The following is a 26,172-nucleotide window of genomic DNA, read 5'->3' on the forward strand; positions in this document are numbered from 1 at the left end:
GGGATCTTAAAAGCAGAGTTTGACCTGTATGGAGCCCAAACTGGCTTAAGGGAAACGACAAGAAAGATCAGGGACAATATACAAACCTATAATCAGATAAGGCCGCATGCCAGTTGTGATTATCTGACCCCGGAACAAGCGAATCTTAAACATGGTGAACTGAAAAAAAGATGGAAACCAAAAAAATATAAATCAGAGCAAAATTCAACTTGTATAACCGAATCAGGAATTACAAATTTGCATGTATAGTCAATTCAAAATTAATTCAACAACCTGTATAGCTATATACGGATAAGACAACAAGGAGTTTGAAAGGAGCTTTGGTCCTACGAGACTCCTTTCAAACTCCTTTCAGAGTCCTACCAGGGTAAGACTATCCCCGAAGGAAGCCTTACTCTGCCGTTTCTTTTTGCTTAGTTAAATAGTAAACTGGTATCCCAATCAACATAATCAACACCCCCCAACCGCAAGTATCCGTTTTATAGATCAGCAAGGCAATACAGAGTGCCGAAGCCAGAACGATATATAAAAATGGCAGCACTGGATAACCAAAAGCTCTATACGGACGTTCTGCATCAGGCATCTTTCTTCTCAAAATGAAAATACCATAAATCGTTAGGATATAAAAGATCAAGACAATGATCACTACAAAATCTAACAAGGCACCATAACGTCCGGTAAGACACAATACCGATGCCCAAGCCCCTTGGACCCACAGGGCCCAACCTGGTACATCAAAAGCATTTAGTTTTGCTGCTTTCTTAAAAAACAAGCCATCTTTTGCCATGGTATAATAAACCCTTGCTCCTGACATAATCAAACCGTTGTTACAGGCAAACGTAGAAATCATGATCATTACAGCGATGATAATGGTTCCTGCCTGTCCGAAAATATATTGAGCCGCTACAACCGCTACTCGATCTGATTTTGCTGTCGTAATCACATCCAAAGGCAATACAGCCACATACATCAGATTAGCCAAAACGTAAATGACACTCACGATAAGCGTCCCTAAAAATAAACTCAGTCCAACATTGCGTTTTGGATTTTTAATCTCGCCAGCAATAAAGGTAACTCCGGCCCAGGCATCACTTGAAAAGATGGAACCGACCATTGCTGCAGCAATACCCGAAAGGAGTAAGCTACCACTAATGGGTGTCCAGGTCACCGTTTCCAGGCTAAAGGAACGAGTTTCCCAAGCATTGGCCCAATTCGCATTCCAAACTTCAGCTTTTGCAGCCAAAGTAAAACCAAATATAATGAGTCCGAACAACGATAAAATCTTTACGATTGTTAAAACAGTTTGCAAAATCTTACTGTCTTTAACCCCGCGACTGTTCACATAAGTTAGAAAAACAATGGTTACTATGGAAACCAGTTGGGCAGCACTGATGGTATAAAGTTCCGGCAGTCCCTTATCGCTTACCCCGGTTTGAATTTGCCAAAGAATGTTATTCTCACTAAAAGGTTCAAACAAATAGGCTGCAAATTTAGAGAAAGCAACCCCTACCGCAGCAATAGTACCCGTTTGTATCACCCCAAAAAGACTCCAACCATATAAAAAAGCAATCAGTTTATTGTAAGCTTCTTTCAGGTAAACGTATTGTCCACCAGCTTTAGGAAACATCGCGCTAAGTTCACCGTAGCTCACCGCAGCAATGATCGTAATCAAAGCCGTTACCACCCAAATCAAAGTAAGCCAGCCGGCAGAGCCTACTTGCCTTGCAATGTCGGCACTAACAATAAATATCCCCGAGCCGATCATCGATCCGGCAACAAGCATTGTACCATCTAAAAGGCCAAGCTCTCGTTTAAAAGAGCCATCCTCATTTTCTTTATCCATATTAATTTGTTTGGTGTGGTTGGTTTTATCAGGGCGCTACTTTTCTTAATCAGTATCACCCCTTCTTAGAGCTAAGATATTTAAAAATCATTATTATCTGGTAAAACCACTTTTTTTTTCTTGTTATATATCAATCATACGAATTTCTCCTTGAATTTAATTAGTTACCTTTTACAAGACTATCATTTAACCGACACGAAACGGATATTACCCGGACATTACCCGGAGACTGTTCGGACCAGTCCGAGTAATGTCCGAGTAACGTCCGGGTAATGTCCGGGTAACAGCCGCGTATATGCTGCCTGATGAAAGTTAACTAATAAGAAACTTTCAAACCTATCCCATATTGCCTTTTGGAATAAGTATACCATGTCTGTTCTCCAGCTTATTGCTTCACATTGATTTTTGCAAAATAAAAATCTGGCTTAAATGCAACAGAAAGCACAAAACTCTTTTTTTTCAAAAAAGGTTTGCAATCAATTGATTAAAAATTTGTTAATTACGTTTACACAAGTATTTTTGTTGTAAGCCCAATTGTGAAAAAACGCATACCAAGAACCACAGCGAGCCACAAAACGGAGAACCAAATGAACTAAACTAAACATTTAAACAACCTAAACGAGAAGAATTAAAGTATGGAGTTTTTACAAAACAATTTAATTTACATGATCCCTGTATTGGGTTTAATTAGCCTTCTGGTAATGGCAATTAAGAGTGCGTGGGTAAATAAGCAGGATGCGGGCGACGCGAAAATGCAAGAACTTGCCGGCTACATAGCCGATGGAGCAATGGCTTTTTTAAAAGCCGAATGGAGGGTATTAAGTATTTTTGTGGTATTTACTGCTGCATTACTGGCTTACTCAGGTAACATACATGAAGTAAACGGCGTAGCTTTACATTCGAGCTGGATCATTGCTGTCGCCTTTGTGATTGGCGCTGTATTTTCTGCAACCGCAGGATACATTGGTATGAAAGCGGCGACCAAAGCAAATGTCCGTACGACTCAGGCAGCAAGAACTAGTTTAAAACAAGCTTTAAAGGTTTCTTTTACCGGTGGTACCGTAATGGGACTTGGGGTTGCCGGATTGGCAATTCTGGGTTTAGGAGGTTTATTCATTGTTTTTCTTCAAATATTTAATGTTGTTGAGGCCAACAGCACAGAAATGAAAACGGCGATAGAAGTGTTGACCGGATTTTCATTGGGTGCTGAATCTATCGCTCTATTTGCGCGTGTTGGTGGTGGTATCTATACCAAAGCTGCCGATGTTGGGGCCGATTTAGTGGGTAAAGTTGAAGCAGGTATTCCTGAGGATGATGTGCGTAACCCAGCTACCATTGCCGATAACGTAGGTGATAACGTGGGTGACGTAGCTGGTATGGGCGCCGATTTGTTCGGTTCGTATGTTGCCACCATTTTAGCCACAATGGTATTGGGTCAGGAAATTGTTGTCGAAAAGATAAATGGAATTGCAGTAGATAACCTAAATGGCTTCTCACCGGTATTGTTACCAATGGTGATTTGCGGCTTAGGAATCATCTTCTCTATTATAGGAACTTGGTTTGTCCGCATTAAAGGCGAAGATTCAAACGTGCAGACCGCTTTAAACTTAGGAAACTGGGGATCAATCCTGATTACCGCTATTGCTTCTTACTTTATCGTGATGGCTATGCTACCTACGCATTTACATTTGCGTGGTATTGATTTCACAAGTTTAGATGTTTATTGCGCCATTATAGTCGGTTTAGTAGTAGGTACTTTAATGAGTATCATTACCGAGTACTACACTGCAATGGGCAAAGGACCTGTTAACTCAATTATACAACAATCAGGCACAGGTCACGCTACCAATATCATTGGCGGTTTATCTGTTGGTATGAAATCTACAGTTGCCCCTATCCTGGTTTTGGCTGGTGGTATCATTTTCTCTTATGCTTTTGCAGGTTTATACGGTGTGGCTATTGCTGCTGCCGGTATGATGGCCACTACGGCTATGCAATTGGCTATTGATGCTTTCGGGCCAATTGCCGACAATGCTGGTGGTATTGCTGAAATGAGCCAACTACCACCAGAAGTACGTGAACGTACAGATAACCTGGATGCGGTTGGTAACACAACTGCTGCTACAGGAAAGGGCTTTGCCATTGCTTCTGCTGCCTTAACCTCATTGGCACTATTCGCTGCCTTTGTGGGTGTAGCAGGTATATCTGCTATCGACATTTACAAAGCTCCAGTATTGGCTGGCTTATTTGTAGGTGCGATGATCCCTTTTATCTTCTCTGCATTGTGTATCGCAGCAGTTGGTAAAGCCGCAATGGACATGGTACAGGAAGTTCGTCGCCAGTTCCGCGAAATCCCTGGAATCATGGAATATAAAGCAAAACCTGAGTATGAGAAATGTGTAGCGATATCCACCAAAGCCTCTCTTCGTGAAATGATGTTGCCGGGTGCAATTGCATTACTGGTACCAATTATTGTTGGTTTTGGCTTTAAAGGTGTTTTCCCTTCTGTTAGCTCCGCCGAAATATTAGGCGGTTTACTGGCAGGTGTTACTGTTTCTGGTGTATTGATGGGAATCTTCCAATCTAACGCTGGTGGCGCATGGGACAATGCTAAAAAATCATTTGAAAAAGGCGTGGAGATCAATGGTGAAATGCATTATAAAAAATCAGAACCACATAAAGCCTCTGTTACAGGAGATACGGTTGGTGATCCATTTAAAGATACTTCAGGACCATCAATGAATATCCTGATCAAGTTGATGTCTATCGTTTCGTTGGTGATTGCTCCCTACATTGCGGTGAGCAGTTCGGTAGACACCGCAAAAATCAAAACGTACACAAAGAAGATTGAGGTAGTCGTTAAAGCGGATAACCCAGCGAAAATCATTTCGGCTACTGAAACCATTCAAAATGTTAAAGACAGCGTAATTACGAAGCTATAGTTTAAATACTGTTAAAAAATAAAAGGGATTTCTAAAAAGAATCCCTTTTATTTTTAGATATATTTTCTTTAGGTTTGACACTACTATGATAATTGTATTTTTTTACAAAATCAGATAACAATACTTTCAAATTAGACAGCACAAAAAAACTAACTTATTAAAAACTAAACCACAAATTATGAATTTTAGAAAGTCAATCGACTTACTCACCAAGGAGGCATCAGAGAGCGGTGAGGGAACACTAAAAAGAACACTTGGGCCAGTAAATCTGGTTGCTTTAGGTATTGGAGCAATCATCGGAGCTGGATTATTCTCTATTACTGGTTCAGCAGCTGCCAACAATGCCGGCCCTGCCATCACCATCTCTTTCGTTATTGCAGCTTTAGGCTGTGGCTTTGCGGGCTTATGTTATGCAGAATTTGCATCCATGATACCTGTTGCCGGTAGTGCCTACACTTATTCTTATGCCACAATGGGCGAATTTGTAGCCTGGGTTATCGGTTGGGATCTTGTTTTAGAATACGCTTTAGGAGCTGCAACGGTTTCCATTAGCTGGAGTAGGTATCTAGTCAAATTTTTGGGCTATTACGACCTTCATCTTCCTCCACAGGTCACCATGTCACCTTTTGAAAGCGTTACCCTATTAGACGGTACAATTGTGCATGGCATCCTGAACTTACCTGCGGTATTCATCATTGTCTTAATGTCTTTCGTACTAATTAGAGGCACAAGCGAGTCTGCATTTATTAACGGTCTTATTGTAGCCATTAAAGTGGTGATCGTTTTCATCTTTATCTTCCTTGGATGGAAATACATCAATACAGATAATTATTCACCATATTTTATCCCTGCTGATAAACCGGGCCACGAGAGTGTATTTACACACGGATGGGGCGGCGTAATCAGGGCAGCCGGCATTGTATTCTTTGCCTATATCGGTTTTGATGCGGTATCCACTGCTGCACAGGAAGCTAAGAATCCTAAAAGAGACATGCCAATTGGTATCCTGGTTTCTTTATTTATCTGTACCATCTTGTATATTCTTTTTGCGCATGTAATGACTGGTGTTGCCAATTACGATCTTTTCAAAGGTCAGGATGGTATTGCTCCTGTTGCCGTTGCAATTGACAATATGGGTCTTAAAAATGCCGCCGGAGTTGTAACGCCTGCTTTCCCATGGTTAAATAAACTAATCATTCTGGCTATTTTAGGCGGTTATGCTTCTGTAATCCTAGTGATGCTATTGGGTCAATCAAGGGTATTCTTCTCGATGAGTAAGGATGGTTTATTGCCAGCAGTATTCTCTAAGGTACACCGTAAGTACCACACTCCTGCAAAAAGCAACTTATTGTTCATGGTATTTGTGAGTTTATTTGCAGCCTTTGTACCGGCTACCGTAGTTGGTGAAATGACCAGTATTGGTACCTTATTGGCCTTTATCCTGGTGTGTGTTGGTGTGGTTATTTTAAGAAATAGGATGCCTGATCTACCAAGAGCATTTAAAGTACCGTTGGTTCCATTAATTCCAATTTTGGGTGTTGTGGTTTGTTTAGGTATGATGGTATTCTTACCATTAGATACCTGGGTACGTTTATTGGTTTGGATGATTATCGGTGTAAATGTTTACTTATTCTATGGTATGAAAAACAGCTTATTATCGGATAACAAACAAGAAACCTTAGCGAAAAGTACTAAAACGGTTTCCTTTATTGGAATTGCATTAACCGTACTTTTAGTGATTGTAGCCATTATTCACCACCACATTACTGATGGTGCTGATACCGGACTATACTATTTCTCCTTAATTTTTGCCGCTGCACATTTCGTTCTTTATGCATTTAAAGCTGCGAATGCCAGTAGCATAACGATTAAAGAAATCAAGTAATTTCGAGATCCTGATACCGGCCTACGCCGGCATGACGATTCAGGATGACGATGCACAAAAAAGCCGTTTTGTATTTTAGATACAAAACGGCTTTTTTATGAACAGGTCTGTGGACTATGTCAATCTCAGCTCTTCTCCCAACACACCATTTTCCCACAAAATAGCTTTAACCATATCCGTACAAGGCACAGAAGACATTACCTTAAGCAACTTGTCATCAAATGAAAATAACCAGTTCTGTTTACCAAACAAAAGATTAAAAACTGGTTTTACAGCAATCATGTCGATTCTGTTTTGTACTGATGTTTTAAAGATGACCGTGTCCATAACTGATTAAATTATACACCAAAGATGCATCGTATAAATGAATAGCAAAAGCTTGATGTGGCCGGAACACGTAAACCTCCGGTGAAATACTAAAAATGATCGGTAAAAACTCTAGAACACCTCCCCTTCTGAGTTATGCAATCTGGTTAGGGATAAAACTGGAGGGAGCCTATAGAAATGTCATACATGGCAGGAACTATTTTAATTTCCCCATGATCCGTGAGTTGTCTGATCGAACTGCTCTGCTCTAATATTTGTTGCATAGAGCGGTATACATTTAGCACTGCTACTTTATTGACAAAAGATTCATTTTCACCATTGCGATCATGATTTTCGGTGAGCTCCTGTGGGATACTGATTTTCACCTCTCTCAATAGGCCTGAAAGGTTTTCTATCGTCACGCTGTTGCAGGCACTTTTTATAGCGCCGCAACCCGTATGCCCCATCACAATGATCAGTTTCACGCCGGCGGTTAGAATGGTATATTCTAGTGAACCCAGGATGTGTTGGGAGACCACATTTCCTGCAACACGAATATTGAAAATATCACCGATACTTTGGTCGAAGATCAGTTCTGCGGCAACTCTGGAATCCATGCAGCTTAAGATGGTTGCAAATGGTTTGGGTTCATCTTTTGTTTCCTGTACTTTTTGCAATAGGTTAGCGTGGATACTATACCCATTTTGGAATCGTACATGACCTTCCCGAAGTAACAGTAGGGCTTGGTCAGCTGTCATTTCCAGCGGCTGATACAGCCTGCCAGAATCCATGATCTGGTGTTGTTCGTTTAGCATGATCCTGTTTTATTACTTGTTGTTTGCTGATTTTTCTTTATCCTGTTGCATCATCTGCATGAGTTGCATACCCATCAAACCGCTAAGGCTTCCATCGCTTCCGTTGCCACCCGTGACGATCAGATCGGGAATAATTTTAATCCTGCCTTTTCCAATCTCCTCTGTGATTTTGAATCTGGTGAAATTTTCGTTACCCATAGCTTTTACCTGCAAGTCATAGGCATCGGCAGTAGATTTACCAATCGCCATGATCTTTTCCGCTTCGGCCAGACCGGTTTTAGTAATCTTCTCGGCGTCTGCACTGGCATTAACTCTGGTAGCTTCTGCTTGTGCTCCGGCACGCATTTTTGTTGCGGTAGCTTCTGCATCGACCTGAAGTTTTAAGCTGTTAGCATCACCTTCTGCTTTTTTAACTGTAGCATCGGCCGTACGCTGAGCAATTTCTACGTTTTGTTGTGCTTTCACGATTTCTTTCTGCATATCTGCTATAGCGGTCTCTTTTTCCATCCCCTGACGCTGTTCCTGTGCCATTCGTTGTATCTGATAGGTCTTTTGTTCCTCTTCGGCAATCTTACGATCGGTTAGGGTTTTCATTAAAGATTCCGGGGGAAGAATATCCCCAATCAGCGTGTCTACAGCATTGACGTTATAGTCGTCCAACACGGCTTTAATATGTTCTTTTGCAGATTGCTGCCTTTCTTTACGGCTGATCAAGAAGCTGATCACATCGCTGTCCTGAGCAGAGTTGCGGAAATAGTTGCCAATGGTGGGTTCCAGAACCTGACTGACCAGGTTGCTCATGCTACCGAAACGGGCAATGACTTTTGGAGCTTCAGTTGCAGGAATATGGATGATCTGAGAAACATCTAAGTTGAACGGAAAACCATCTCTAGAGCGAACGGTAATGGTACTCAGGTTCTTGTCTAACTGGTGTGATTCGTTCCTGGCATTAGCCCAATTGAGCACAAGGTTGGTGGTAGGCACGAGCTCTACCTTCATAATGTATTTATTGAAGGGATATTTCCCTGGCCCGTAGGCTTCCATCCAAACGCCGCGCTGACCTTTGCTGACAATATTACCATGCTTAAAGCTTTCCCCACTGATATCTTTGCCATCTTCTCCAATATAACTGATGACTACACCAACGAAGCCAATAGGGACATCAGTCATCGGTATTTCTTCAATTTGGATCGCCCATGGATTGATGTTATAACTTCCCGCTAAAATAATACTGGGTTGTAAACCGCGGTTACCGTCATGTTTTAAAAAAACATCAATGTCCTGAAAGTTATTGTGTCCTGTAATTGGCTTACCTGCAATTTGTCCACCTTCTATAGGCAGGCCATCGAGTGTGGTAACGATGCCCACCATGTTTTCACTGATGCTCACCATGTCCGCAATGGTAACCGTGAAAGCGAAAAGGTTAATGCGATAGGTTCCTGCTGTGATATAGGAAGTCTGACGACCTTTTTGTCCATTATTATTCAGAAACTTCTCTGCATCCTGAAAGTTATCAGATTCAACCCTGCGCCCAAGGATGGCCCCTGTTGGGATTTCAGCACCGTCGTTGGCGAGTATCAATCCTATTTTACCTTCAGGAATAATGGTAAATCCCTCCATGCCTACGGAATACTGCCAAGGCCACATCCCCCAGTAAAGACCTGGAGCAAGGGTTTTTGCCTGGAAGCCAGCCTCGCCCTTGGTAGCGATAATACGACCATCAGGGAGTTCTTTGTCCCGGCCGAAAAGCACGAATTTTTTCGTAACCATTCCTACTTTGTTTTCAGGTACAATGACCATCCCCAGGAAAACACGTAAGATAAATTTGTAAAACAAAAAGGTGAAGAGGGTGGCGGAGATCCACCAATAGTTCAGAAAGATTTGATAATAGTCCATGATCGTTGGTTTTAAGTTTTTGTTATTAGGATTATTTAAGTCTGCAACATTTATAAGTATTGATTTTGATCTGATTTTCTTTCAAATCAAACTTCAGGAAATAAGAAAATATAGACGTCTTATAACAGTATTATTATGTATTAATTTAATCTTATATTAGTATTATGAATAAAGAAGACTTAGGACATCTGGAGAAGTTGATGAACTTTCTGGCCGGAAATTTTCTCAAGAAAAGGAGCTGGAAAGATGTTTCGAAATCTGAATGGACATATATCGTAGAAGAATTGAACGGGCTGTTGCAGGAGCGTAACCGAAAGCAACGCATTAAAAAAGAGAGCGACCTGTTTGGAGCAAACTATCTATATGAGCATCTGATTATCAACAAACTAAAAGCTTATGAAAACAAGAAAGATTTCAGTGCATTAAGCAAGCCTAACCTGAGCAAGCTGAGTCGCATCGTACAGGTGCTGGGCTATGATAGCTACATCGATTTTATCAATTCTCACAATGAAGTTTTCAGTTTCAATGATTTAAAGATTGATATCCCTAAAGCTGCGATTAACCATAAATTGCTGGATGAGCTAGTCGGTTTATGGTATTCCTATAACCGGAATCTACCTGATAATCCGGAAAGGATTAATGAGGAAAGGATCTGGCGTTCTTCAGTTGAAATTTATAAATCCGAGTCGACAGGCGAATATTTTATTGAAAGGAGTGGAGGGGACAACCATAAATATTATGGGAAAGTAACCTCCTATGCCGATTATATCTTCATCATCATGAACAGCAATACATTTATTCGTCAGCGACACTTTATTTCGCGACTGAAAGATATCGGCGAGAAATTAAAACAGCCAAATTACAGAATTGAGGAGGTACACTTTATCAGTACCTGCATTAGTTTTAATCAGGAGCCGATAGCCTTGTTTGAAATTTTCCAAAAGGTAAATACTACAAAAAACTATGTAGCGGATTCGGTGAGTTTTCCGATAGAAAGTAATGAACTTCCTGCAGGAGTAGTTGCTTATTTGAGAGACACAGAAGGAAACAGGATCAACTATCGATAAAGGCTCCCCGCTTCCACAACCTTGCCAATCACAATGATTGCCGGATAAGTAAGTCCACCCAGAACAGCAGCCTCAGGAAGATTCTGCGCTGTGCAAACCACCTTTTTCTGATGTGGTAACGAAGCATGTTGTATAATTGACGCTGGCATATCGCCCAGCCCGGCGTCCTTATAAATCCCTGCAATTTCTTCAAGCTTTTTCATCCCCATATAAATCACGACTGTCGCAGAACTATTTATAGCACAACGAAGATCTTTAGATAAGCTTCCATCTTTTTTAGTTCCAGTTATGATCCATATACTTTCACTCACTCCGCGGTGCGTCAAAGGAATTCCACTTAAACCTGTGGCCTGCATACTGCTGATACCTGGTATGTAATAAGCTGGAATCCCATGCTTTTCAGCAAATAACACTTCCTCAAAACCGCGTCCAAAAATAAAAGGATCACCACCCTTCAAGCGGACTACTACCTGATGTGTTAAAGCATACTCCTTTATTAAATCATGTATAACTTCTTGAGGAGTGTAATTTCCATAAGGCTGCTTACCTACATATACCAGTTTACAATCCTTCGGAGCAATTTCCAGCAGTTTTTTATTGATTAAATTATCATAAAGTATCACTTCGGCCCTTTTTAACACCTTATATCCCTTCATAGTGATCAATTCTGGGTCTCCAGGACCTCCACCAACTACAAATAATCCAAAATCACCTATTTTCTCAGTCATAAATCAATAAATAATAGACAAAAACAAAAAAAACAACTAACAATACAGTCAAAAATATAATATTTAATGACAAATATCACAAAATATTGACTTTTATGTTTTAAAAACATACATTTGAATAACATTAATCATGTTTTAAACAAAAACATGATTAAAAAACAATAAAAACAACAAATAAAAACACAATAGAAATAAAACGTAAATAAAAAACCAATAAAAAGAACAATAAAACACAGACAAACTCACAAATCCATAAAAAAATAAAAAATAAACATCATGAAACAAGAAAAAATAGTCATAATTGGAAATGGAATGGTTGGATATAAGTTTTGTGAGAAAATAATTAACAAAAAAAGCGATTTCAACCTCGTTATTTTCGGAGAAGAGCCAAGAAGAGCATACGATAGGGTCCATCTAACTGAATACTTCAATGGAAAAACCGCAGACGACTTATCTTTATCAACAGAAGACTGGTATACGCAACAAGGAATAACGCTTTATTTAAATGACCCGGTTAAGGAAATAGATAGAAATAACAAAACCATACACTCCTCAAAAGGTCTTACAGTAGCATACGACTACCTGATTATCGCTACCGGCTCTGCACCCTTTGTTCCTGATATTCCCGGCATAAACAAAGAAGGGGTTTTTGTATACCGCACCATTGATGACCTTGACCTGATTAGAGACTACGCCACTCATGCAAAAACAGGAGCGGTACTAGGAGGAGGTTTATTGGGCCTGGAAGCTGCGAAAGCTTTGATTGACTTAAACCTTAATGAAACCAACGTCATAGAATTCGCGCCCCGTTTAATGCCCAGACAAATTGATTCTGCCGGAAGCGGAATGCTTCAAAGCAAACTTAAGGCCCTGGGACTAAACATTTACACAAACAAGGGGACCAGTAGTATTGAAGGGACAGACCGCATCACTTCTTTAAAATTTAATGATGGCAGCGAGTTAAAAACAGATATGCTAGTAATCTCTGCAGGAATAAGACCTAGAGATGAACTAGCCAAACTTTCTGGTATCGAAGTAGGCACAAGAGGCGGCATTATTGTAAATGAATACATGCAAACCAATGACTCATCCATTTTTGCCATAGGTGAATGCGCACTTTTTGATCATAATGTCTATGGATTAATCGCCCCTGGTTATGAGATGGCTGAAGTAGCGGCCTCCAAAATTTGTAATGACACAAAAACCTTTAAAGGCTTTGACATGAGCACCAAACTAAAACTTATTGGTGTGGACGTAGCAAGCTTTGGGGATCCTTTCACCACAGAGCCAGATGCAAGAACCATTCTTTTTGAAGATAGTCACAAAGGCATATACAAACGGATCAACATCAGCAACGACGGAAAATATTTACTTGGTGGGATATTGATCGGCGAAGCAGAAGCCTACAATATGTTGCTGCAAACTGTAAACAATAAAATAGCAATCCCACCAAATCCTGAAGATCTGATTCTGGGATCAAGAGGTGGCAGCGCCCAAACCGAAAATGCAGGGCTAGCAGGACTTCCTGACGATGCACTAATCTGCAGCTGTGAAGGCATATCAAAGGGCTCAATCTGCAATGCTGTTACTGAAGACGGCTGTGAATCGATCGATGCCATTAAGAAATGTACAAAAGCAGGAACGGGCTGTGGAGGCTGCATCCCCATGGTAAAGGACTTGATCTTGCATACCATGAAACAAAATGGCAAATATGTTAGAAACGTAGTTTGCGAACATTTCCATTTAAGCAGACAAGAACTTTATGATCTGATAAAAATACACAACCTAAAAAATTACGAGCAAGTACTGGACAACCTGGGCAAAGGAGATGGCTGCGAAGTGTGCAAACCATTGGTATCATCGCTTTTAGCGAGTTTATGGAATGACATGATCCTAAAAAAAGGCAATGATACTGCCCAAGACAGTAACGATCGCTTTTTAGCAAACATTCAGAAGGGAGGCACCTACTCTGTTGTACCTCGTATACCAGGAGGAGAAATTACCCCCGAAAAACTGGTTATTATAGGTCAGGTTGCAGAAAAATATGGCCTTTATACGAAAATAACAGGTGGACAGCGTATAGATATGTTCGGCGCACACTTAAGCGACCTTCCTTTAATATGGGAAGAATTAATCAACGCAGGTTTCGAAAGTGGACATGCTTACGGCAAAGCCCTTCGGACAGTAAAAAGCTGTGTAGGTAGCACATGGTGTAGATTTGGGTTACACGATAGCGTAAGTTATGCAATCCGAATAGAAGAACGTTACCGAGGCCTACGTGCGCCTCACAAATTAAAATCAGCGGTTAGCGGCTGTATCCGTGAATGTGCAGAAGCACAAAGCAAGGACTTTGGAATTATAGCCACCGAAAAAGGATGGAACCTATATGTATGCGGTAACGGCGGTAGCAAACCACAACACGCCCTATTACTAGCTGCCGATGTAGATAGCGATACCTGCATTAAATATATCGACCGCTTTTTGATGTTCTATATCCGCACTGCGGATCCTTTAACGCGGACAGCTCCATGGCTAAACAAGATGGAAGGTGGCATGGAATACCTACGAAATGTAGTGGTAAACGACAGCCTGGGCATGGCCGAACAATGGGAATTGGAAATGCAGGCCCTTGTAGACAGCTACCAATGCGAATGGAAAACTGCGATTGAAGATCCAGAGATCAGAAAACGGTTTAATCACTTTGTGAACGCTCCGGAAGAGAAAGACCCAAGTGTAAAATTTGATGAGATGCGCGGCCAGAAAAAAGCGGCAGACTGGACATTAGCTTAACCCAAAGACAGAAATCATGATAGAAACAACAACAAACTGGTTTGCGGCCTGCCGCGTAGAAGACGCGGTAGAGAATGGCGGCGTATGTGTGAAGTGCGGAGATGATCAAATTGCGCTGTTTTATTTCACACGTCGAAATGAGTGGTACGCCACGCAAAACCTTTGCCCACACCGTCAGCAAATGGCCCTTAGCCGTGGTATGATTGGCTCTGCCGGAGAAGATCCCAAGATCGCCTGCCCCTTTCATAAAAAAACCTTTTCACTGGCGACAGGTGAATGCCTGAGCGGAGATGAATGCGCAATACAAACTTACCCAGTAAAAGTAGAGGATGGACTAGTATACATAGGCCTTAATAACTAAGCATAAATTGTAGTGATAAAAATTGCCTGAACATGAATAAGCAGTATTACAAGAGTCATTTAAAGTTAGACTTTATAGCCAGTACCGGTCAGCAAGCACTGAACAGGTCAAAGGTTCTTGTAATAGGTGCAGGAGGCCTGGGCTGCCCATGTCTCACAGCCTTAGTCGCATCCGGCATCGGCAATATTGGCATTGCAGATGGAGACCTTATCAGCACCTCAAACATCTCCAGGCAAACGCTTTTCAATTATACCGATACCGGCAAATCTAAAACCGCAGCTGCAATTCAAGCCCTGAGATCTAGAAACCCTTACCTGCTTTATCATGAACACCTCTTTTTTGTAGACGATGAGAACATCTTACAACTGATTGAGCCATATGATGTGATTGTAGATGCTACAGATAATTTTGCAACCAGGTATCTAATTAACGATGCCTGTGTCATAAAAAACAAGCCTCTGGTTTATGGTGCTATATTCCAAACCGAAGGACATTTAACGGTATTCAACTACCAAAATTCAGCTACACTTCGCTGTCTTTTTCCTGAACCAGATCAGGAAGCTGACATCCCCTCATGTTCAGACAATGGTGCTTACATGATTGCGACTAACATTATTGGAACCATGATGGCCAATGAAGTGATTAAAACGATCCTAAAACAAGATGATGTGTTGAGCGGAAAACTCCTCTCTTTTGAAGCCTTAAGCAACCGCACAATGTTAACGAGCTACTATACGAATGAACTTTCGAAAAACAAAAGCCAGTCGAGGTTTAAAACTGCACAAAAAGTCATTGAACTAACAGCAGAGGCATTTATGGAAAAAGCCCAGACAATGGATATAGAGCTGATCGACGTAAGAACGGCAGCAGAAAGAGCCATTCAGCATATAGGCGGCAAACACATCCCCTTACCCGAACTGAGCTTACTCAACTTAACCAGATTTCCATTTACACAGCATTTTTACATCTATTGCCAGACCGGGGCAAGAAGCCTGCAAGCAGCAAAATGGCTACGGGCTAAAGGCTATAAAAATGCTTTCAGCTTAAAAAATGGCATCACAAATTTCAATTACCAATTTCAAAACTCCTAACCAATGCGCGATATCACCAGCAAACAGATTACATTAAGAACAGCGAAAGCTGTAGCGGTGATTTACTGTACAAGGGAAACCCTTGCACTCATCAAAAACAATGAACTACCTAAGGGTAATCTTTTTGATGTAGCCAGAGCTGCTGGTTTTTTAGGCGCCAAGCTTACCCCGCAACTACTTCCACATTGCCATCCTGTAACTATAGACGGCATGGACATTAGTTTTGAAATCAATGAAACAGAAAGGCCGGGCATTACCATTAGCGGAAATGCAAAATCTATAGGAAGAACAGGCATAGAAATGGAGATGTTGACCGCAGTTTCGGTAGCAGCTTTAGAAATTTACGACATGCTAAAGCCCGTTGACACCACATTAGAGATTGGCGGCATTAAACTTTTACAGAAAACGGGTGGCAAAAGCGACCGCAAAAAATACTTCTCGACTCCTCCTACTTGCGCAATTTTAGTCTGTTCCGACTCAACTGCAGCAGGAAAACGTGAAGACAAAAGTGGATTGATGATCAAACAAATGCTCGAACAGGTAAATGCAAACGTAGTGGCTTACGAAATCGTAGCAGATGACAAAGCTTTGATCCAACAACAATTACTTAAATGGGTAGCAGAAGATGTTCATTTCATATTTACGACTGGCGGAACCGGATTAGGACCACGCGACAACACCGTTACTGCTGTTAGTGAAATACTAGAGCGTGATGCAGATGGAATTACCGAAGCCATGCGCAATTTTGGACAGATGCGCACACCCATGGCCATGATGAGTCGTGCTGTCGCAGGATCCGTTTCACACACCCTGATACTCACCCTTCCAGGCAGTACAGACGGTGCAAAAGAGTCTTTAGAAGCAGTATTACCAGGCATATTTCATGCCCGAAAAATGATGAAGGGAGGAGGACATTAGCTATGAAGACTTTTGAAGAAGCTATTGCAATTATCTCGTCCATATCCAATCCTTTTGATGTGGAAACGATTAACCTGGAAGCGGCCAATGGCAGGATCCTGGCAGAAAATATCCACGCAGACCGGGACTACCCACCTTTCAACAGGGCAGCAATGGATGGCTATGCCATTATGCAAAGCGACTGGGAAAAAGGCATCAGAAAATACAGCGTAATAGATACCATTTTTACTGGTCAGCCTGCCAAACACGCCTTGATTTCAGGGGCATGCTATAAAATAATGACAGGTGCAGCAACTCCAGAGCTAGCGAATCTGATCATCCGAAGGGAGGATGCTGAAGAGTTTGAAGATAAGGTTGTTTTACACGCTGACACCATAAAAACTTATCAGAACATTGCCCGCCAGGGAGAAGATACCCTTACTGGAACCTTACTTTTATCTGCCCCGACAAGATGCACACCACAAATCATTAGTTTGCTAGCTACTGTAGGCAAGGCCAGATTGCAGGTTTACAAATCACCGAGAGTAGCCATAGTGACAACCGGCGACGAAGTGATTGATCCAGCTTCCCAACTAAGCCCTTTTCAGATCCGCAACAGCAACCAATATCTTTTAAGATCCTTGCTTGAGCAATGGAAAATCCTGCCTGTTTTATGCGAACATGTAAGTGACGATAGAGACAAACTAACTGCCACTTTAACAAATGCACTGGCAGCAGATTTGGTGATCATTAACGGGGCCGTTTCTGCCGGGGACGCAGATCATGTACCTGCAGTACTTAAAGAATTAGGGGTTAAAACACTATTTCACAAGGTTAGCATCCGCCCGGGAAAACCCTTATTAGTAGGCAAAACAACCGCTGGGACCGTCGTTTTTGCTTTACCAGGCAACCCACTCTCCTGCCTTACAACCTTTACCATTTTTGTTGAACATTATTTATTCCGCTGCTTTGGGTTCGAAGGCAGACCTTTTCAAACCATTCCTCTTTTAGAAAACAGAACTAAAAAACACCCTTTAACTGAATTTTTCCCCGTAAGCACAGGACATTCGGGCGGACTAGGCCTCTTGTCCTACAACGGCTCTGGCGACGTTACTGCCGCCATCAACGCGAATGGACTTGCGATGCAACCAGCCGCTTCAGCACAACTCCATGAAAACGACGCAATCAATTTCTATCCATTTAACAATTATTTCAAATAACCATTATAAGTAAAAAACAGCGCCACAATCAAATCATTTTAGAAACTTAAACCTAAACCAACATGACTGCTGACTTTAAACCTCTAAGTAAACTAAACATTTTTTCAGCCAAAGGCATTCAAATGCGGACCTTTCACATCACATGGGTCACCTTTTTCTTTTGTTTCTTTGGTTGGTTTGGAGTTGCCCCACTGATGCCGCTCATCCGAGAACAGCTGCATTTAAGTAAAGACCAAATCGGCAACATCATCATTGCCTCTGTTTCTGCAACAATTATTGCCCGTTTAATTATAGGAAAGCTCTGCGACACCTTAGGCCCCCGATTATCCTACACCATACTACTTGCAGTAGGTTCTATTCCGGTAATGTGTATTGGATTAAGCAACAGCTACGAAAGTTTTTTATTGTTCCGCTTCGTCATAGGGATCATTGGTGCTTCTTTTGTGATCACCCAATTTCATACTTCCATGATGTTTGCCCCTAATGTAGTAGGCACAGCTAATGCCGTAACCGGAGGCTGGGGCAACCTTGGCGGCGGTGTCACCAATTTAGTTATGCCACTTATTGCTGCTGGTTTTGCAGGCTTAGGCTTTGTAAGTCATGGCGACTCCTGGCGTCTGGCTATGGTTGTCCCTGGTGTAATCCTATTGATTATGGCGTTCATCTATTACAGATACACTAAAGATACTCCTGCAGGAAATTTCAAGGATCTGGAAGTCTCAAATGTTAAAACAGCTAAAAAAGGTTCTTTTGTTGAGGCCCTAAAAGATTACCGCACCTGGGTGCTTGCACTTGCCTACGCAGCTTGTTTTGGAATTGAAATCACAGTAGACAATGTAGCAGCCACCTTTTTTACGGATCAGTTCGGGGCATCTATGATCATGGCTGGTGCCATGGCCAGCATATTTGGCGGCATGAACATTTTTGCCAGAGCGCTTGGCGGCTATGTGAGCGATAAAGTAGGCAAATCTTACGGCTTGCGCGGAAAGGGATTACTACTTGGCGCATTATTGCTATTAGAAGGCATAGGAATTAGCCTTTTTGCCCAATCGCACACGCTAGGTATGGCCATTGCAGCCATGTTGTTTTTTGCACTTTTCCTTAAAATGGCCAATGGCGGAACTTATGGTATCGTGCCCTTTATTAATAAAAATTCAATTGGAACGGTAAGCGGCATCGTAGGTGCAGGCGGAAATATCGGCGCCATGCTAGTAGGCTTCCTGTTTAAATCGGAACACCTAACCTATGCAGATGCCTTTCATTACATCGGTATTGGTGTAGCATTTATAGGCTTAATTGTCTTTATCACAAAATTCCAGATCAAAGGGGCCGAAAAGACCGAAACCGTAAACTCCGAGCTTCTACAAGCCTAACATTAATTCATCAGCTTATGCCAGTGCACAGAAATAAGACATACACAAGTACCTGCTGTTATTGCGGGGTGGGCTGTGGCGTAAAAATCACACTGGATAAAAATGAGAACATAGCTGTTGAAGGTGACAAAGATCACCCAGTTAACCATGGCATGCTTTGTAGCAAGGGACTTAATCTACAATACACAGTTAACGACAAAAGCGATCGACTCCTGTATCCCCAAATGAGATACAGTAAAAGCATGCCATTACAAAGAGTAAGCTGGGATGATGCATTGAACCGTACAGCAGCTGTTTTTAAGACATTTATAGATAAATACGGGCCTGACTCTGTCGCATTTTATGCCTCAGGTCAGTGCCTTACCGAAGAGTATTACGTCATCAACAAACTCATAAAAGGCTTTATTGGCAGCAATAACATAGACACCAATTCGCGACTATGCATGAGCAGTGCCGTTACTGCTTACAAAATGGCATTAGGAGAAGATAGTGTACCAATTTGTTATGACGATATTGAATTGGCAGATTGTTTTTTCGTTACAGGAGCCAATCCGGCTTGGTGCCACCCTATCCTCTGGCGCCGTGTGGAAGCGCATAAAGCTGCACACCCAGAAGTAAAATTGATTATTGTGGATCCAAGGGTAACGGACTCCTGCGGGCTGGCCGACCTACACCTTCAAATTAACCCTGGGACGGATGTTACCCTTAACCATGCCATTGGAAGGGTACTTATTGAACGAAACTACATTGATACAGATTTCATTGACCAACGCACAGAAGGTTTTGAAGCTTATCAAAAAAGGGTATTTGAAAGGACATTAAAAGAATCTGCGGCAATATGTGGAGTTACGGTTGCCGAAATAGAACTTGCAGCCAGCTACATCGGCAATGCTAAAGGATTTTTAACCATGTGGACCATGGGACTGAACCAAAGCTCCATTGGTGTAAATAAGAACCTGAGCCTAATTAACCTCAATCTGATTACCGGACACATCGGAAAGCCTGGATCTGGTCCATTTTCGCTAACCGGGCAGCCCAATGCCATGGGTGGCCGGGAAGTTGGCGGTTTAGCAAATCTGTTGCCAGCACATCGCGACTTACTTAATGAAACGCATCGCAAAGAGGTACAACAATTTTGGGGCGGCACAACCATTTCCGGAAAAGTCGGACTTACCGCAACCGAAATGTTCGAAGCCCTAAATGATGGGCGATTAAAAGCGATATGGATCCTTTGTACAAACCCTATCACCAGTTTACCTAATGCCCGTTTTGCTGAACAGGCCTTAAAAAAGGCGAAATTTGTAGTGGTTCAGGAAATTACAGATAAAGCCGAAACGCTAGTCTATGCTGATGTGATTTTACCCGCCGCCGCATGGACTGAAAAGGAAGGCACCATGACAAATTCTGAAAGAAGAATCAGTCACCTCCAAAAAGTAATAGAGCCACCAGGTGAAGCTTTACCTGACGCAGAGATCATCTGTCGTTTTGCTACAAAAATGGGTTACAAAGGTTTTACCTACAAGAGTACGGAAGACATCTATAAAGAGCATACAAAACTTACTTATAGATCCAGTATCAATATAAATGGACTGGATTACAAGCAGATTGATGATTGCAAAACTGTGCAATGGCCCTACAATAAAAAAACAGAAAGCGGAACAAAACGATTATTCACTAACCATTTATTCCATACACCCTCTAAAAAAGCCATTATACATAGTCCTTCGGACGAACTAAAAAGCGAGTTACCGGATGAAGATTTCCCATTTATTTTAACTACAGGAAGGGTGCGAGACCAGTGGCACACCATGTCGAAAACCGGAAAAGTAAGCAAATTAAAACAGCACATTAAACATGCTTTTCTGGAAATACACCCTATTGATGCGGCATTGCTGAACATTTCAGATAATCAAGTATTGGTAGTTAGATCCAGACGCGGCGAAGTACAGGTAAAATCTAAGGTATCTGCTACGATAAAGCAAGGCGTTGTGTTTCTTCCGATGCATTGGGGCAAAATTTTAGGTAGTGACCTTAACCGTGCCAACAACATCACCAGCACCATTATAGATCCTATCTCGAAAGAACCTGATTTTAAATATTGTGCGGTTAGTGTAGAAAAATACAAAAAGGATTTCCAGCGGATTGTGGTTATTGGCGCCGGTGCCGGTGCACATGGTTTTGTGAGATCGTATAGAGAGATCAATAAAGCCGATCAGATTACGATTTTCAGCAAGGAAAATCTTCCTTTTTATAACCGGGTAATGCTTCCTGATTATATCAGTGGGACTCAAAAATGGGAACAACTGGTAAAAATGAAAGATGAAGAAGAACCGGAATATAACATCCGACATTTAAGGGGCATTGGGATTGAGAAAATTGACAGGGAGAAAAAATATGTAACAGACGTTACCGGACGAAAAACGCCTTATGACGTTTTAGTTATGGCTACAGGCAGTCGAGCAACCTTACCGAAAAACGCACCTTCCTTACCAGGCATTTTCACCATGCGAAATCGTAGCGATGCAGATGGTTTTAAAAAGCACATTCCTAAAAATGGCCACGTCGTTATTGTTGGGGGCGGCTTACTTGGTCTGGAAATGGCCGCGTCCTTACGCGAAATTGGTATGCGCATTACGATTGTACAACGGGTATCCAGATTTTTGAACCGGCAGCTAGACCCATTGGGTAGCCAGCTTTTGCATGAAGAGATGGTAGACCAAGGTTGCGACATTTATTACAATGACGAGGTACAGCTTTATTACGGCCGCTCCAAACTATCTGGAATTGAACTAAAAAGTGGCAGACGCATCAACTGCGACGCCGTAATATTGGCCATAGGAACTACGCCAAATATTGAACTGGCCCGCGAATGCGGACTAGATTGCAAACGTGGGGTATTGGTAAATGAGCGTTTGCAGACCAGCGACCCATCTGTATATGCCATTGGTGAGATTGCAGAATTTGAAGGTACACTGTATGGAATAACCACCGCAGCAGAACAACAGGCCGAGGTAGTGGCCAAATTTCATAACGGCGACATTAGTACCTATTACCAGGGGAGCTTATTCATGAACATTATCAAAATCCATGGCTTTGACCTTTGCAGTATTGGTCTTTCTGAGTGTCCAGACTCCATAAACTATGAAGAGATTGTGTTTATTGACAAAGCCAAACGGTACTATAAAAAATGTATCATTCATCAGGATAAGCTGGTGGGAACCATCTTAATCGGCGACAAGAGTGAATTTCTGGAATTCAGGGATTTGATAGCCAACAAAACTGAGCTCAGCGACAAAAGACTGCAATTGCTGAGAAGTGGCAAAAAAACAGAACCTGTGAGCGGCAAACTCGTATGTAGCTGCAACAATGTTGGCGTAGGAAACCTGCAAAAGAAAATCGCATCGGGATGCGCAGACCTTACACAGCTTTGTGAATCAACAGGCGCAGGAATGGGCTGTGGTTCATGCAGACCAGAAGTCAAGCTTATTCTTCAGGAAGCATTACAATTACAACCCCTAGAAAAAACACTTTAGTATGGAAAGTAGCACGATAAGAAACCATCAGATCAAAGTAAACCTTCCGGGAGGGATCGTGTCTGTTGGAGACCTTTCGGTGATCCTGGAAACACTTGAAAGTGCAGGCATTGAAAATGTAAGGTTTGGCACCAGGCAACAGCTTTATTTTTCTGCAAGTTCAGCCCAGCTAGAGGATATTGAACATGGCTTTTTGATGTCGGATACCGACTTTGAAACAGACGCTGACCGACATCCAAATATTGTGAGTTCGTATGTAGCAGAGGAGTTATTTAACAATTCAAACTGGTTACGGGAAGGCGTGTACAAGGACATATTAGATTCATTTGGCTATACACCTAGACTCAAAATAAACCTGATCGACGACAGTCAGACGCTTGTTCCTTTTTTTAGTGGAAACTTAAATTTCATTTCATCCGACATTGGTAATTACTGGCATTTGTATGTCCGCTTTCCTAAAACCAACACCATTTACTATTGGTCGTCATTGGTTTGCTCTGAAGACGTCGCTTCACTGTGCGAAATAATTGAATCCATCATACTTAGTCATAGACATCTACATTACGATCAAGCGGAGATTGACGGACAACAATTGGAAACCACCATCAGAACCACTGGTAATTTTCTATTTCAGTCCCCAGGAACCGCACTTAGAGCGCCTGACTTTCAGGTACCTTATTACGAAGGTTTTAATAGATATAATGAAAAATATTGGCTGGGTATTTACCGTAGAAACGAGTTATTCCCGGTTGCCTTTTTAAAAGAACTTTGCGACATCTGCCGTAAAACGCGCATAGGTCAGCTTTACACTACACCTTGGAAATCCATCATCATCAAAGAGGTAGTGCCTACTGACAGGAAATTATGGAATGCCACACTGGATAAAAACAGGATCAATGTTCGTCATGCGTCCAATGAACTGAACTGGCAAACGGAAGATCTGTGTGAAGAAGGATTGGCATTAAAACACGAATTGATCAGGGAATTTAACGAGCATGACCTAAGAACCTTTAAACTCTGTTTTGCAATTAAAATCAATCCAAAAAGCGGCCTCTTTGGCGCCGTAATTATCAGAAAACAAGCGACCACGGCTGACTCAGATACAACGGCATTGTTTGACCTACTCCATACTGTTGACTTCAATCCCAATTCAAAACACTATTCCAGCTACGCCGAAGGTCTCAGCAGAACCGATTTATTCCCTAGCCTGGTACAACTTTGCGAAGATTATTACCAGTTGCAAACCTTGGCTGCTGGTAAACAAACGGACAACTACTACGAAACCAACAACAGTATTGAAGCGGAAATAATTTACGTACACCAATGCGGGTGTTGCCTGAGCATTTATGATGAGGCCTGGGGAGATGAAAGTCAGGAAATACCTGCAGGGACTCCATTTTCTGCGCTTCCTGAGGACTATTGTTGCCCGCTATGCGAATCCAATCTTTCTCAGTTTACACCAATTATTAAAGAAACTTTAAACACATTTTAAAAATGGAACTAGACATTTACATCGCATTTTCTTTATACCTGGTAGGTTTCCTTTATGCTTCGGTAGGCCATGGCGGAGCAAGTGGCTATATAGCTGTACTTTCTCTGTTTGCCATTCCGGTTACCACCTATAAACCACTCATATTGATCTTAAATATCCTGGTTGCAGGAGTAGGATTTTATCAATTCTGGGAAGCAGGCTATTTTAGATGGAAATTATGCAGGGTATTTCTGATCACCTCTATCCCCGCAGCATTTATTGGTTCAAAATACTCCCTGGAGGGCAATATCTATCATTTATTGTTAGGATTAGCATTGATACTACCCATCATTAAATTACTGGGCATCAAACCCAATGAAGATAAAGCAGCTAAACCTGTAAAACTTATACCAGCCTTATTGATTGGCACACTGATCGGCGGACTTTCTGGAATGCTGAACATTGGTGGTGGCATATTTTTAAGCCCAGTACTCATTCTCTTGGGCTGGGCAAATGTAAAAGAAGCGGCAGCCGCTTCTGCCCTATTTATTGTTTTAAACTCTCTAAGCGGCTTACTTGGCAGCGCTGCCACGCTCATCATAACCCCTTCTGCAATTACCTGGTTTATTATGGCTGCTGCTGGCGGCATTACCGGTGCCTATTGGGGCAGCAGCAGATTTCAGCACATTACGGTACGTTACCTCTTGAGCGCTGTACTAACTATAGCATCTGTTAAACTCTTATTTTTTATGTGATGGAATCGATTAAAGATCATTTAGGAAGGACTTTTAAGACGCTAAGGATTAGCCTGATCAACACTTGCAACCTGGCTTGCACCTATTGTAGTTACAGCAATGAGGAGAGTCGAGAAAATCGTTCGGCGGGTAAAGGCAATGCTCTAAAGCCAAAAGAATTGATGAGCCTTATTGTTAAATTACATGAGCGTCTGGACTTTAGCACCATTCGTTTTACAGGCGGTGAACCACTGCTCTATAAAGAACTTCCTGCACTAATTAATGGGGCCCGAAGTTTAGGCATTACGGATCTTAACCTCACCACCAACGGCCTGTTACTACAAAAACAGGTCCCTGCGTTAAAAGCCGCAGGATTGACAGCCATCAATGTTTCGCTGGATGCAACTGATCCTTTGACATTTTTTATGATGGCAAGAAGGCATGGACTGGACCAAACACTAAAAGGCATAGATGCGGCGCTGAATGCCGGTATAGCGGTAAAAATAAATTCGGTCCTGATGAAAGGGATGAACCACAGTCAGGTTATCCCCTTGCTAAAATATGCAGCAGACAAACAAATCATCATCCGGTTTTTGGAGATCATGGCAATGGGACATTTGCATGGAAAAGCTGATGAATACTTTTTCTCACAGCAGGAAATTCTTCAGCTCATCAGCACACAGTACCGATTTAGCCCAATCCAAAGAAAACATGGAGCAACAGCCAATTACTGGCAAACGGAAGAGGGGAATATTTTTGGCATCATTGCTAATGAAAGTCAACCTTTTTGTACGGATTGCGATCGCTTGCGATTAGATGTATATGGAAACGTTTATGGCTGTCTCAGTAGCAACTACCCCGTACCAATAAACGAGAATTTAGAAAGCGCTGAACTGGATAACCGTTTAAGAGAAGCGCTGGCACAAAAACAATCAACAAAATTTACAGGAAGCAAACTGAGCATGCTTCATATAGGAGGATAAAAAATGAGAATACAGGTATTTGCCATATTAAAGGACTTTTTTAAAAAGGAATTTGAGCTTAAAGTAGCGCTTCATACCATAGCAGATTTAAGGACACATCTAAGTTTACTGAACCCAAATGCGACACCAGTATTAAATCGCTGTCGTTTTGCGGTGCAGGACGAATTTGTAACAGACGAATATACCCTAACTGGAAATGAGCATGTCGTAATCATTCCACCTAGCAGCGGAGGTTAA

The 26,172-nt window shown here is 41.8% G+C and carries 20 protein-coding genes; 15 read left to right on the plus strand and 5 right to left on the minus strand.

The window, feature by feature from the left end:
• Nucleotides 1-249: integrase core domain-containing protein (locus EZ444_RS27500; RefSeq protein ID WP_394365954.1), on the plus strand; the 249-nt coding region annotated here is incomplete at its 5' end.
• 142 nt (nucleotides 250-391) lie between these two features.
• On the opposite strand, the gene EZ444_RS25055 is transcribed toward EZ444_RS27500, so the two are convergent.
• Nucleotides 392-1,843, minus strand: coding sequence for an APC family permease (locus tag EZ444_RS25055; RefSeq protein WP_131612549.1), 1,452 nt, complete (start codon nucleotides 1,841-1,843; stop codon nucleotides 392-394).
• Nucleotides 1,844-2,478: 635 nt separating this feature from the next.
• On the opposite strand from EZ444_RS25055, the gene EZ444_RS25060 reads away from it, so the two are divergent.
• A complete protein-coding gene (locus EZ444_RS25060) occupies nucleotides 2,479-4,785 on the plus strand; it encodes a sodium-translocating pyrophosphatase (RefSeq protein ID WP_131612551.1) in 2,307 nt (768 codons plus the stop codon).
• Between the two features lie 178 nt (nucleotides 4,786-4,963).
• Nucleotides 4,964-6,670, plus strand: coding sequence for an amino acid permease (locus tag EZ444_RS25065; protein WP_131612553.1), 1,707 nt, complete (start codon nucleotides 4,964-4,966; stop codon nucleotides 6,668-6,670).
• A 114-nt stretch (nucleotides 6,671-6,784) separates the two neighbouring features.
• Here EZ444_RS25065 and EZ444_RS25070 read toward each other — a convergent pair whose 3' ends face one another.
• The 3 genes from EZ444_RS25070 to EZ444_RS25080 form a co-directional block, all read right to left on the minus strand.
• Nucleotides 6,785-6,997 carry a hypothetical protein gene (locus tag EZ444_RS25070; RefSeq protein WP_131612555.1) on the minus strand — a complete coding sequence of 71 codons (213 nt, stop codon included), beginning with the start codon at nucleotides 6,995-6,997 and terminating at the stop codon, nucleotides 6,785-6,787.
• 146 nt (nucleotides 6,998-7,143) lie between these two features.
• Nucleotides 7,144-7,791 carry a carbonic anhydrase gene (locus EZ444_RS25075; RefSeq protein ID WP_205945348.1) on the minus strand — a complete coding sequence of 216 codons (648 nt, stop codon included), beginning with the start codon at nucleotides 7,789-7,791 and terminating at the stop codon, nucleotides 7,144-7,146.
• Between the two features lie 12 nt (nucleotides 7,792-7,803).
• Complete coding sequence (locus EZ444_RS25080) at nucleotides 7,804-9,687, minus strand: SPFH domain-containing protein (protein ID WP_131612557.1); 1,884 nt, start codon at nucleotides 9,685-9,687, stop codon at nucleotides 7,804-7,806.
• A 164-nt stretch (nucleotides 9,688-9,851) separates the two neighbouring features.
• Here EZ444_RS25080 and EZ444_RS25085 point away from each other — a divergent pair, with 164 nt between their 5' ends.
• Complete coding sequence (locus EZ444_RS25085; RefSeq protein ID WP_131612559.1) at nucleotides 9,852-10,754, plus strand: hypothetical protein; 903 nt, start codon at nucleotides 9,852-9,854, stop codon at nucleotides 10,752-10,754.
• Here the strand turns inward: EZ444_RS25085 and cobA are convergent.
• Entirely contained in the window at nucleotides 10,745-11,482 is a 738-nt protein-coding gene (cobA, locus tag EZ444_RS25090; RefSeq protein WP_131612561.1) for a uroporphyrinogen-III C-methyltransferase, read from the minus strand. The two genes, EZ444_RS25085 and cobA, sit on opposite strands and share 10 nt — an antisense overlap.
• Before the next feature lie 276 nt (nucleotides 11,483-11,758).
• Between cobA and nirB the strand changes: the two genes are divergently transcribed.
• The 11 genes from nirB (at nucleotide 11,759) to EZ444_RS25145 (ending at nucleotide 26,172) form a co-directional block, all read left to right on the plus strand.
• Nucleotides 11,759-14,272 carry a nitrite reductase large subunit NirB gene (gene nirB / locus EZ444_RS25095; RefSeq protein ID WP_131612563.1) on the plus strand — a complete coding sequence of 838 codons (2,514 nt, stop codon included), beginning with the start codon at nucleotides 11,759-11,761 and terminating at the stop codon, nucleotides 14,270-14,272.
• A gap of 16 nt (nucleotides 14,273-14,288) precedes the next feature.
• Nucleotides 14,289-14,633: a nitrite reductase small subunit NirD gene (gene nirD / locus EZ444_RS25100; protein ID WP_090785620.1), complete on the plus strand. Its 345-nt coding sequence runs from the start codon at nucleotides 14,289-14,291 to the stop codon at nucleotides 14,631-14,633.
• Between the two features lie 32 nt (nucleotides 14,634-14,665).
• Entirely contained in the window at nucleotides 14,666-15,724 is a 1,059-nt protein-coding gene (locus tag EZ444_RS25105; protein ID WP_131612565.1) for a HesA/MoeB/ThiF family protein, read from the plus strand.
• 3 nt (nucleotides 15,725-15,727) lie between these two features.
• Complete coding sequence (gene moaCB, locus EZ444_RS25110; RefSeq protein WP_131612567.1) at nucleotides 15,728-16,642, plus strand: bifunctional molybdenum cofactor biosynthesis protein MoaC/MoaB; 915 nt, start codon at nucleotides 15,728-15,730, stop codon at nucleotides 16,640-16,642.
• Between the two features lie 2 nt (nucleotides 16,643-16,644).
• Nucleotides 16,645-17,841 (plus strand): molybdopterin molybdotransferase MoeA, encoded by a 1,197-nt coding sequence (locus EZ444_RS25115; protein WP_131612569.1) that lies wholly within the window; start codon nucleotides 16,645-16,647, stop codon nucleotides 17,839-17,841.
• 62 nt (nucleotides 17,842-17,903) lie between these two features.
• A complete protein-coding gene (locus EZ444_RS25120; RefSeq protein WP_131612571.1) occupies nucleotides 17,904-19,214 on the plus strand; it encodes a NarK family nitrate/nitrite MFS transporter in 1,311 nt (436 codons plus the stop codon).
• A 17-nt stretch (nucleotides 19,215-19,231) separates the two neighbouring features.
• Nucleotides 19,232-22,747 (plus strand): nitrate reductase, encoded by a 3,516-nt coding sequence (locus EZ444_RS25125; RefSeq protein ID WP_131612573.1) that lies wholly within the window; start codon nucleotides 19,232-19,234, stop codon nucleotides 22,745-22,747.
• Nucleotide 22,748: 1 nt separating this feature from the next.
• The gene (locus EZ444_RS25130; protein WP_225874842.1) at nucleotides 22,749-24,239 is read left to right on the plus strand and encodes a rubredoxin; all 1,491 of its coding nucleotides are present in this window, start codon (nucleotides 22,749-22,751) and stop codon (nucleotides 24,237-24,239) included.
• 2 nt (nucleotides 24,240-24,241) lie between these two features.
• On the plus strand, nucleotides 24,242-24,973 hold the full coding sequence (locus EZ444_RS25135; protein ID WP_131612575.1) for a sulfite exporter TauE/SafE family protein: 732 nt from the start codon (nucleotides 24,242-24,244) through the stop codon (nucleotides 24,971-24,973).
• Nucleotides 24,973-25,935 carry a GTP 3',8-cyclase MoaA gene (locus tag EZ444_RS25140; protein ID WP_131612577.1) on the plus strand — a complete coding sequence of 321 codons (963 nt, stop codon included), beginning with the start codon at nucleotides 24,973-24,975 and terminating at the stop codon, nucleotides 25,933-25,935. The genes EZ444_RS25135 and EZ444_RS25140 overlap by 1 nt, the downstream gene beginning before the upstream one ends.
• Nucleotides 25,936-25,938: 3 nt before the next feature.
• Nucleotides 25,939-26,172 carry a MoaD/ThiS family protein gene (locus EZ444_RS25145; RefSeq protein ID WP_131612579.1) on the plus strand — a complete coding sequence of 78 codons (234 nt, stop codon included), beginning with the start codon at nucleotides 25,939-25,941 and terminating at the stop codon, nucleotides 26,170-26,172.

Source organism: Pedobacter hiemivivus, from assembly GCF_004331685.1.
GTDB classification, from domain to species: domain Bacteria; phylum Bacteroidota; class Bacteroidia; order Sphingobacteriales; family Sphingobacteriaceae; genus Pedobacter; species Pedobacter hiemivivus.

What these genes read in the sequence shown, in the direction of transcription:
- EZ444_RS25065 (WP_131612553.1), top strand. Translation starts at nt 4,964, where the DNA reads ATGAATTTTAGAAAGTCAATCGACTTACTCACCAAGGAGGCATCAGAG.
- EZ444_RS25135 (WP_131612575.1), top strand. Translation starts at nt 24,242, where the DNA reads ATGGAACTAGACATTTACATCGCATTTTCTTTATACCTGGTAGGTTTC.
- EZ444_RS25080 (WP_131612557.1), bottom strand. Translation starts at nt 9,687, where the DNA reads ATGGACTATTATCAAATCTTTCTGAACTATTGGTGGATCTCCGCCACC.
- EZ444_RS25060 (WP_131612551.1), top strand. Translation starts at nt 2,479, where the DNA reads ATGGAGTTTTTACAAAACAATTTAATTTACATGATCCCTGTATTGGGT.
- EZ444_RS25055 (WP_131612549.1), bottom strand. Translation starts at nt 1,843, where the DNA reads ATGGATAAAGAAAATGAGGATGGCTCTTTTAAACGAGAGCTTGGCCTT.
- EZ444_RS25120 (WP_131612571.1), top strand. Translation starts at nt 17,904, where the DNA reads ATGACTGCTGACTTTAAACCTCTAAGTAAACTAAACATTTTTTCAGCC.
- EZ444_RS25085 (WP_131612559.1), top strand. Translation starts at nt 9,852, where the DNA reads ATGAATAAAGAAGACTTAGGACATCTGGAGAAGTTGATGAACTTTCTG.
- EZ444_RS25145 (WP_131612579.1), top strand. Translation starts at nt 25,939, where the DNA reads ATGAGAATACAGGTATTTGCCATATTAAAGGACTTTTTTAAAAAGGAA.
- EZ444_RS25105 (WP_131612565.1), top strand. Translation starts at nt 14,666, where the DNA reads ATGAATAAGCAGTATTACAAGAGTCATTTAAAGTTAGACTTTATAGCC.
- EZ444_RS25115 (WP_131612569.1), top strand. Translation starts at nt 16,645, where the DNA reads ATGAAGACTTTTGAAGAAGCTATTGCAATTATCTCGTCCATATCCAAT.
- EZ444_RS25125 (WP_131612573.1), top strand. Translation starts at nt 19,232, where the DNA reads ATGCCAGTGCACAGAAATAAGACATACACAAGTACCTGCTGTTATTGC.
- EZ444_RS25070 (WP_131612555.1), bottom strand. Translation starts at nt 6,997, where the DNA reads ATGGACACGGTCATCTTTAAAACATCAGTACAAAACAGAATCGACATG.
- nirB (WP_131612563.1), top strand. Translation starts at nt 11,759, where the DNA reads ATGAAACAAGAAAAAATAGTCATAATTGGAAATGGAATGGTTGGATAT.
- EZ444_RS25130 (WP_225874842.1), top strand. Translation starts at nt 22,749, where the DNA reads ATGGAAAGTAGCACGATAAGAAACCATCAGATCAAAGTAAACCTTCCG.
- cobA (WP_131612561.1), bottom strand. Translation starts at nt 11,482, where the DNA reads ATGACTGAGAAAATAGGTGATTTTGGATTATTTGTAGTTGGTGGAGGT.
- nirD (WP_090785620.1), top strand. Translation starts at nt 14,289, where the DNA reads ATGATAGAAACAACAACAAACTGGTTTGCGGCCTGCCGCGTAGAAGAC.
- moaCB (WP_131612567.1), top strand. Translation starts at nt 15,728, where the DNA reads ATGCGCGATATCACCAGCAAACAGATTACATTAAGAACAGCGAAAGCT.
- EZ444_RS25140 (WP_131612577.1), top strand. Translation starts at nt 24,973, where the DNA reads ATGGAATCGATTAAAGATCATTTAGGAAGGACTTTTAAGACGCTAAGG.
- EZ444_RS25075 (WP_205945348.1), bottom strand. Translation starts at nt 7,791, where the DNA reads ATGCTAAACGAACAACACCAGATCATGGATTCTGGCAGGCTGTATCAG.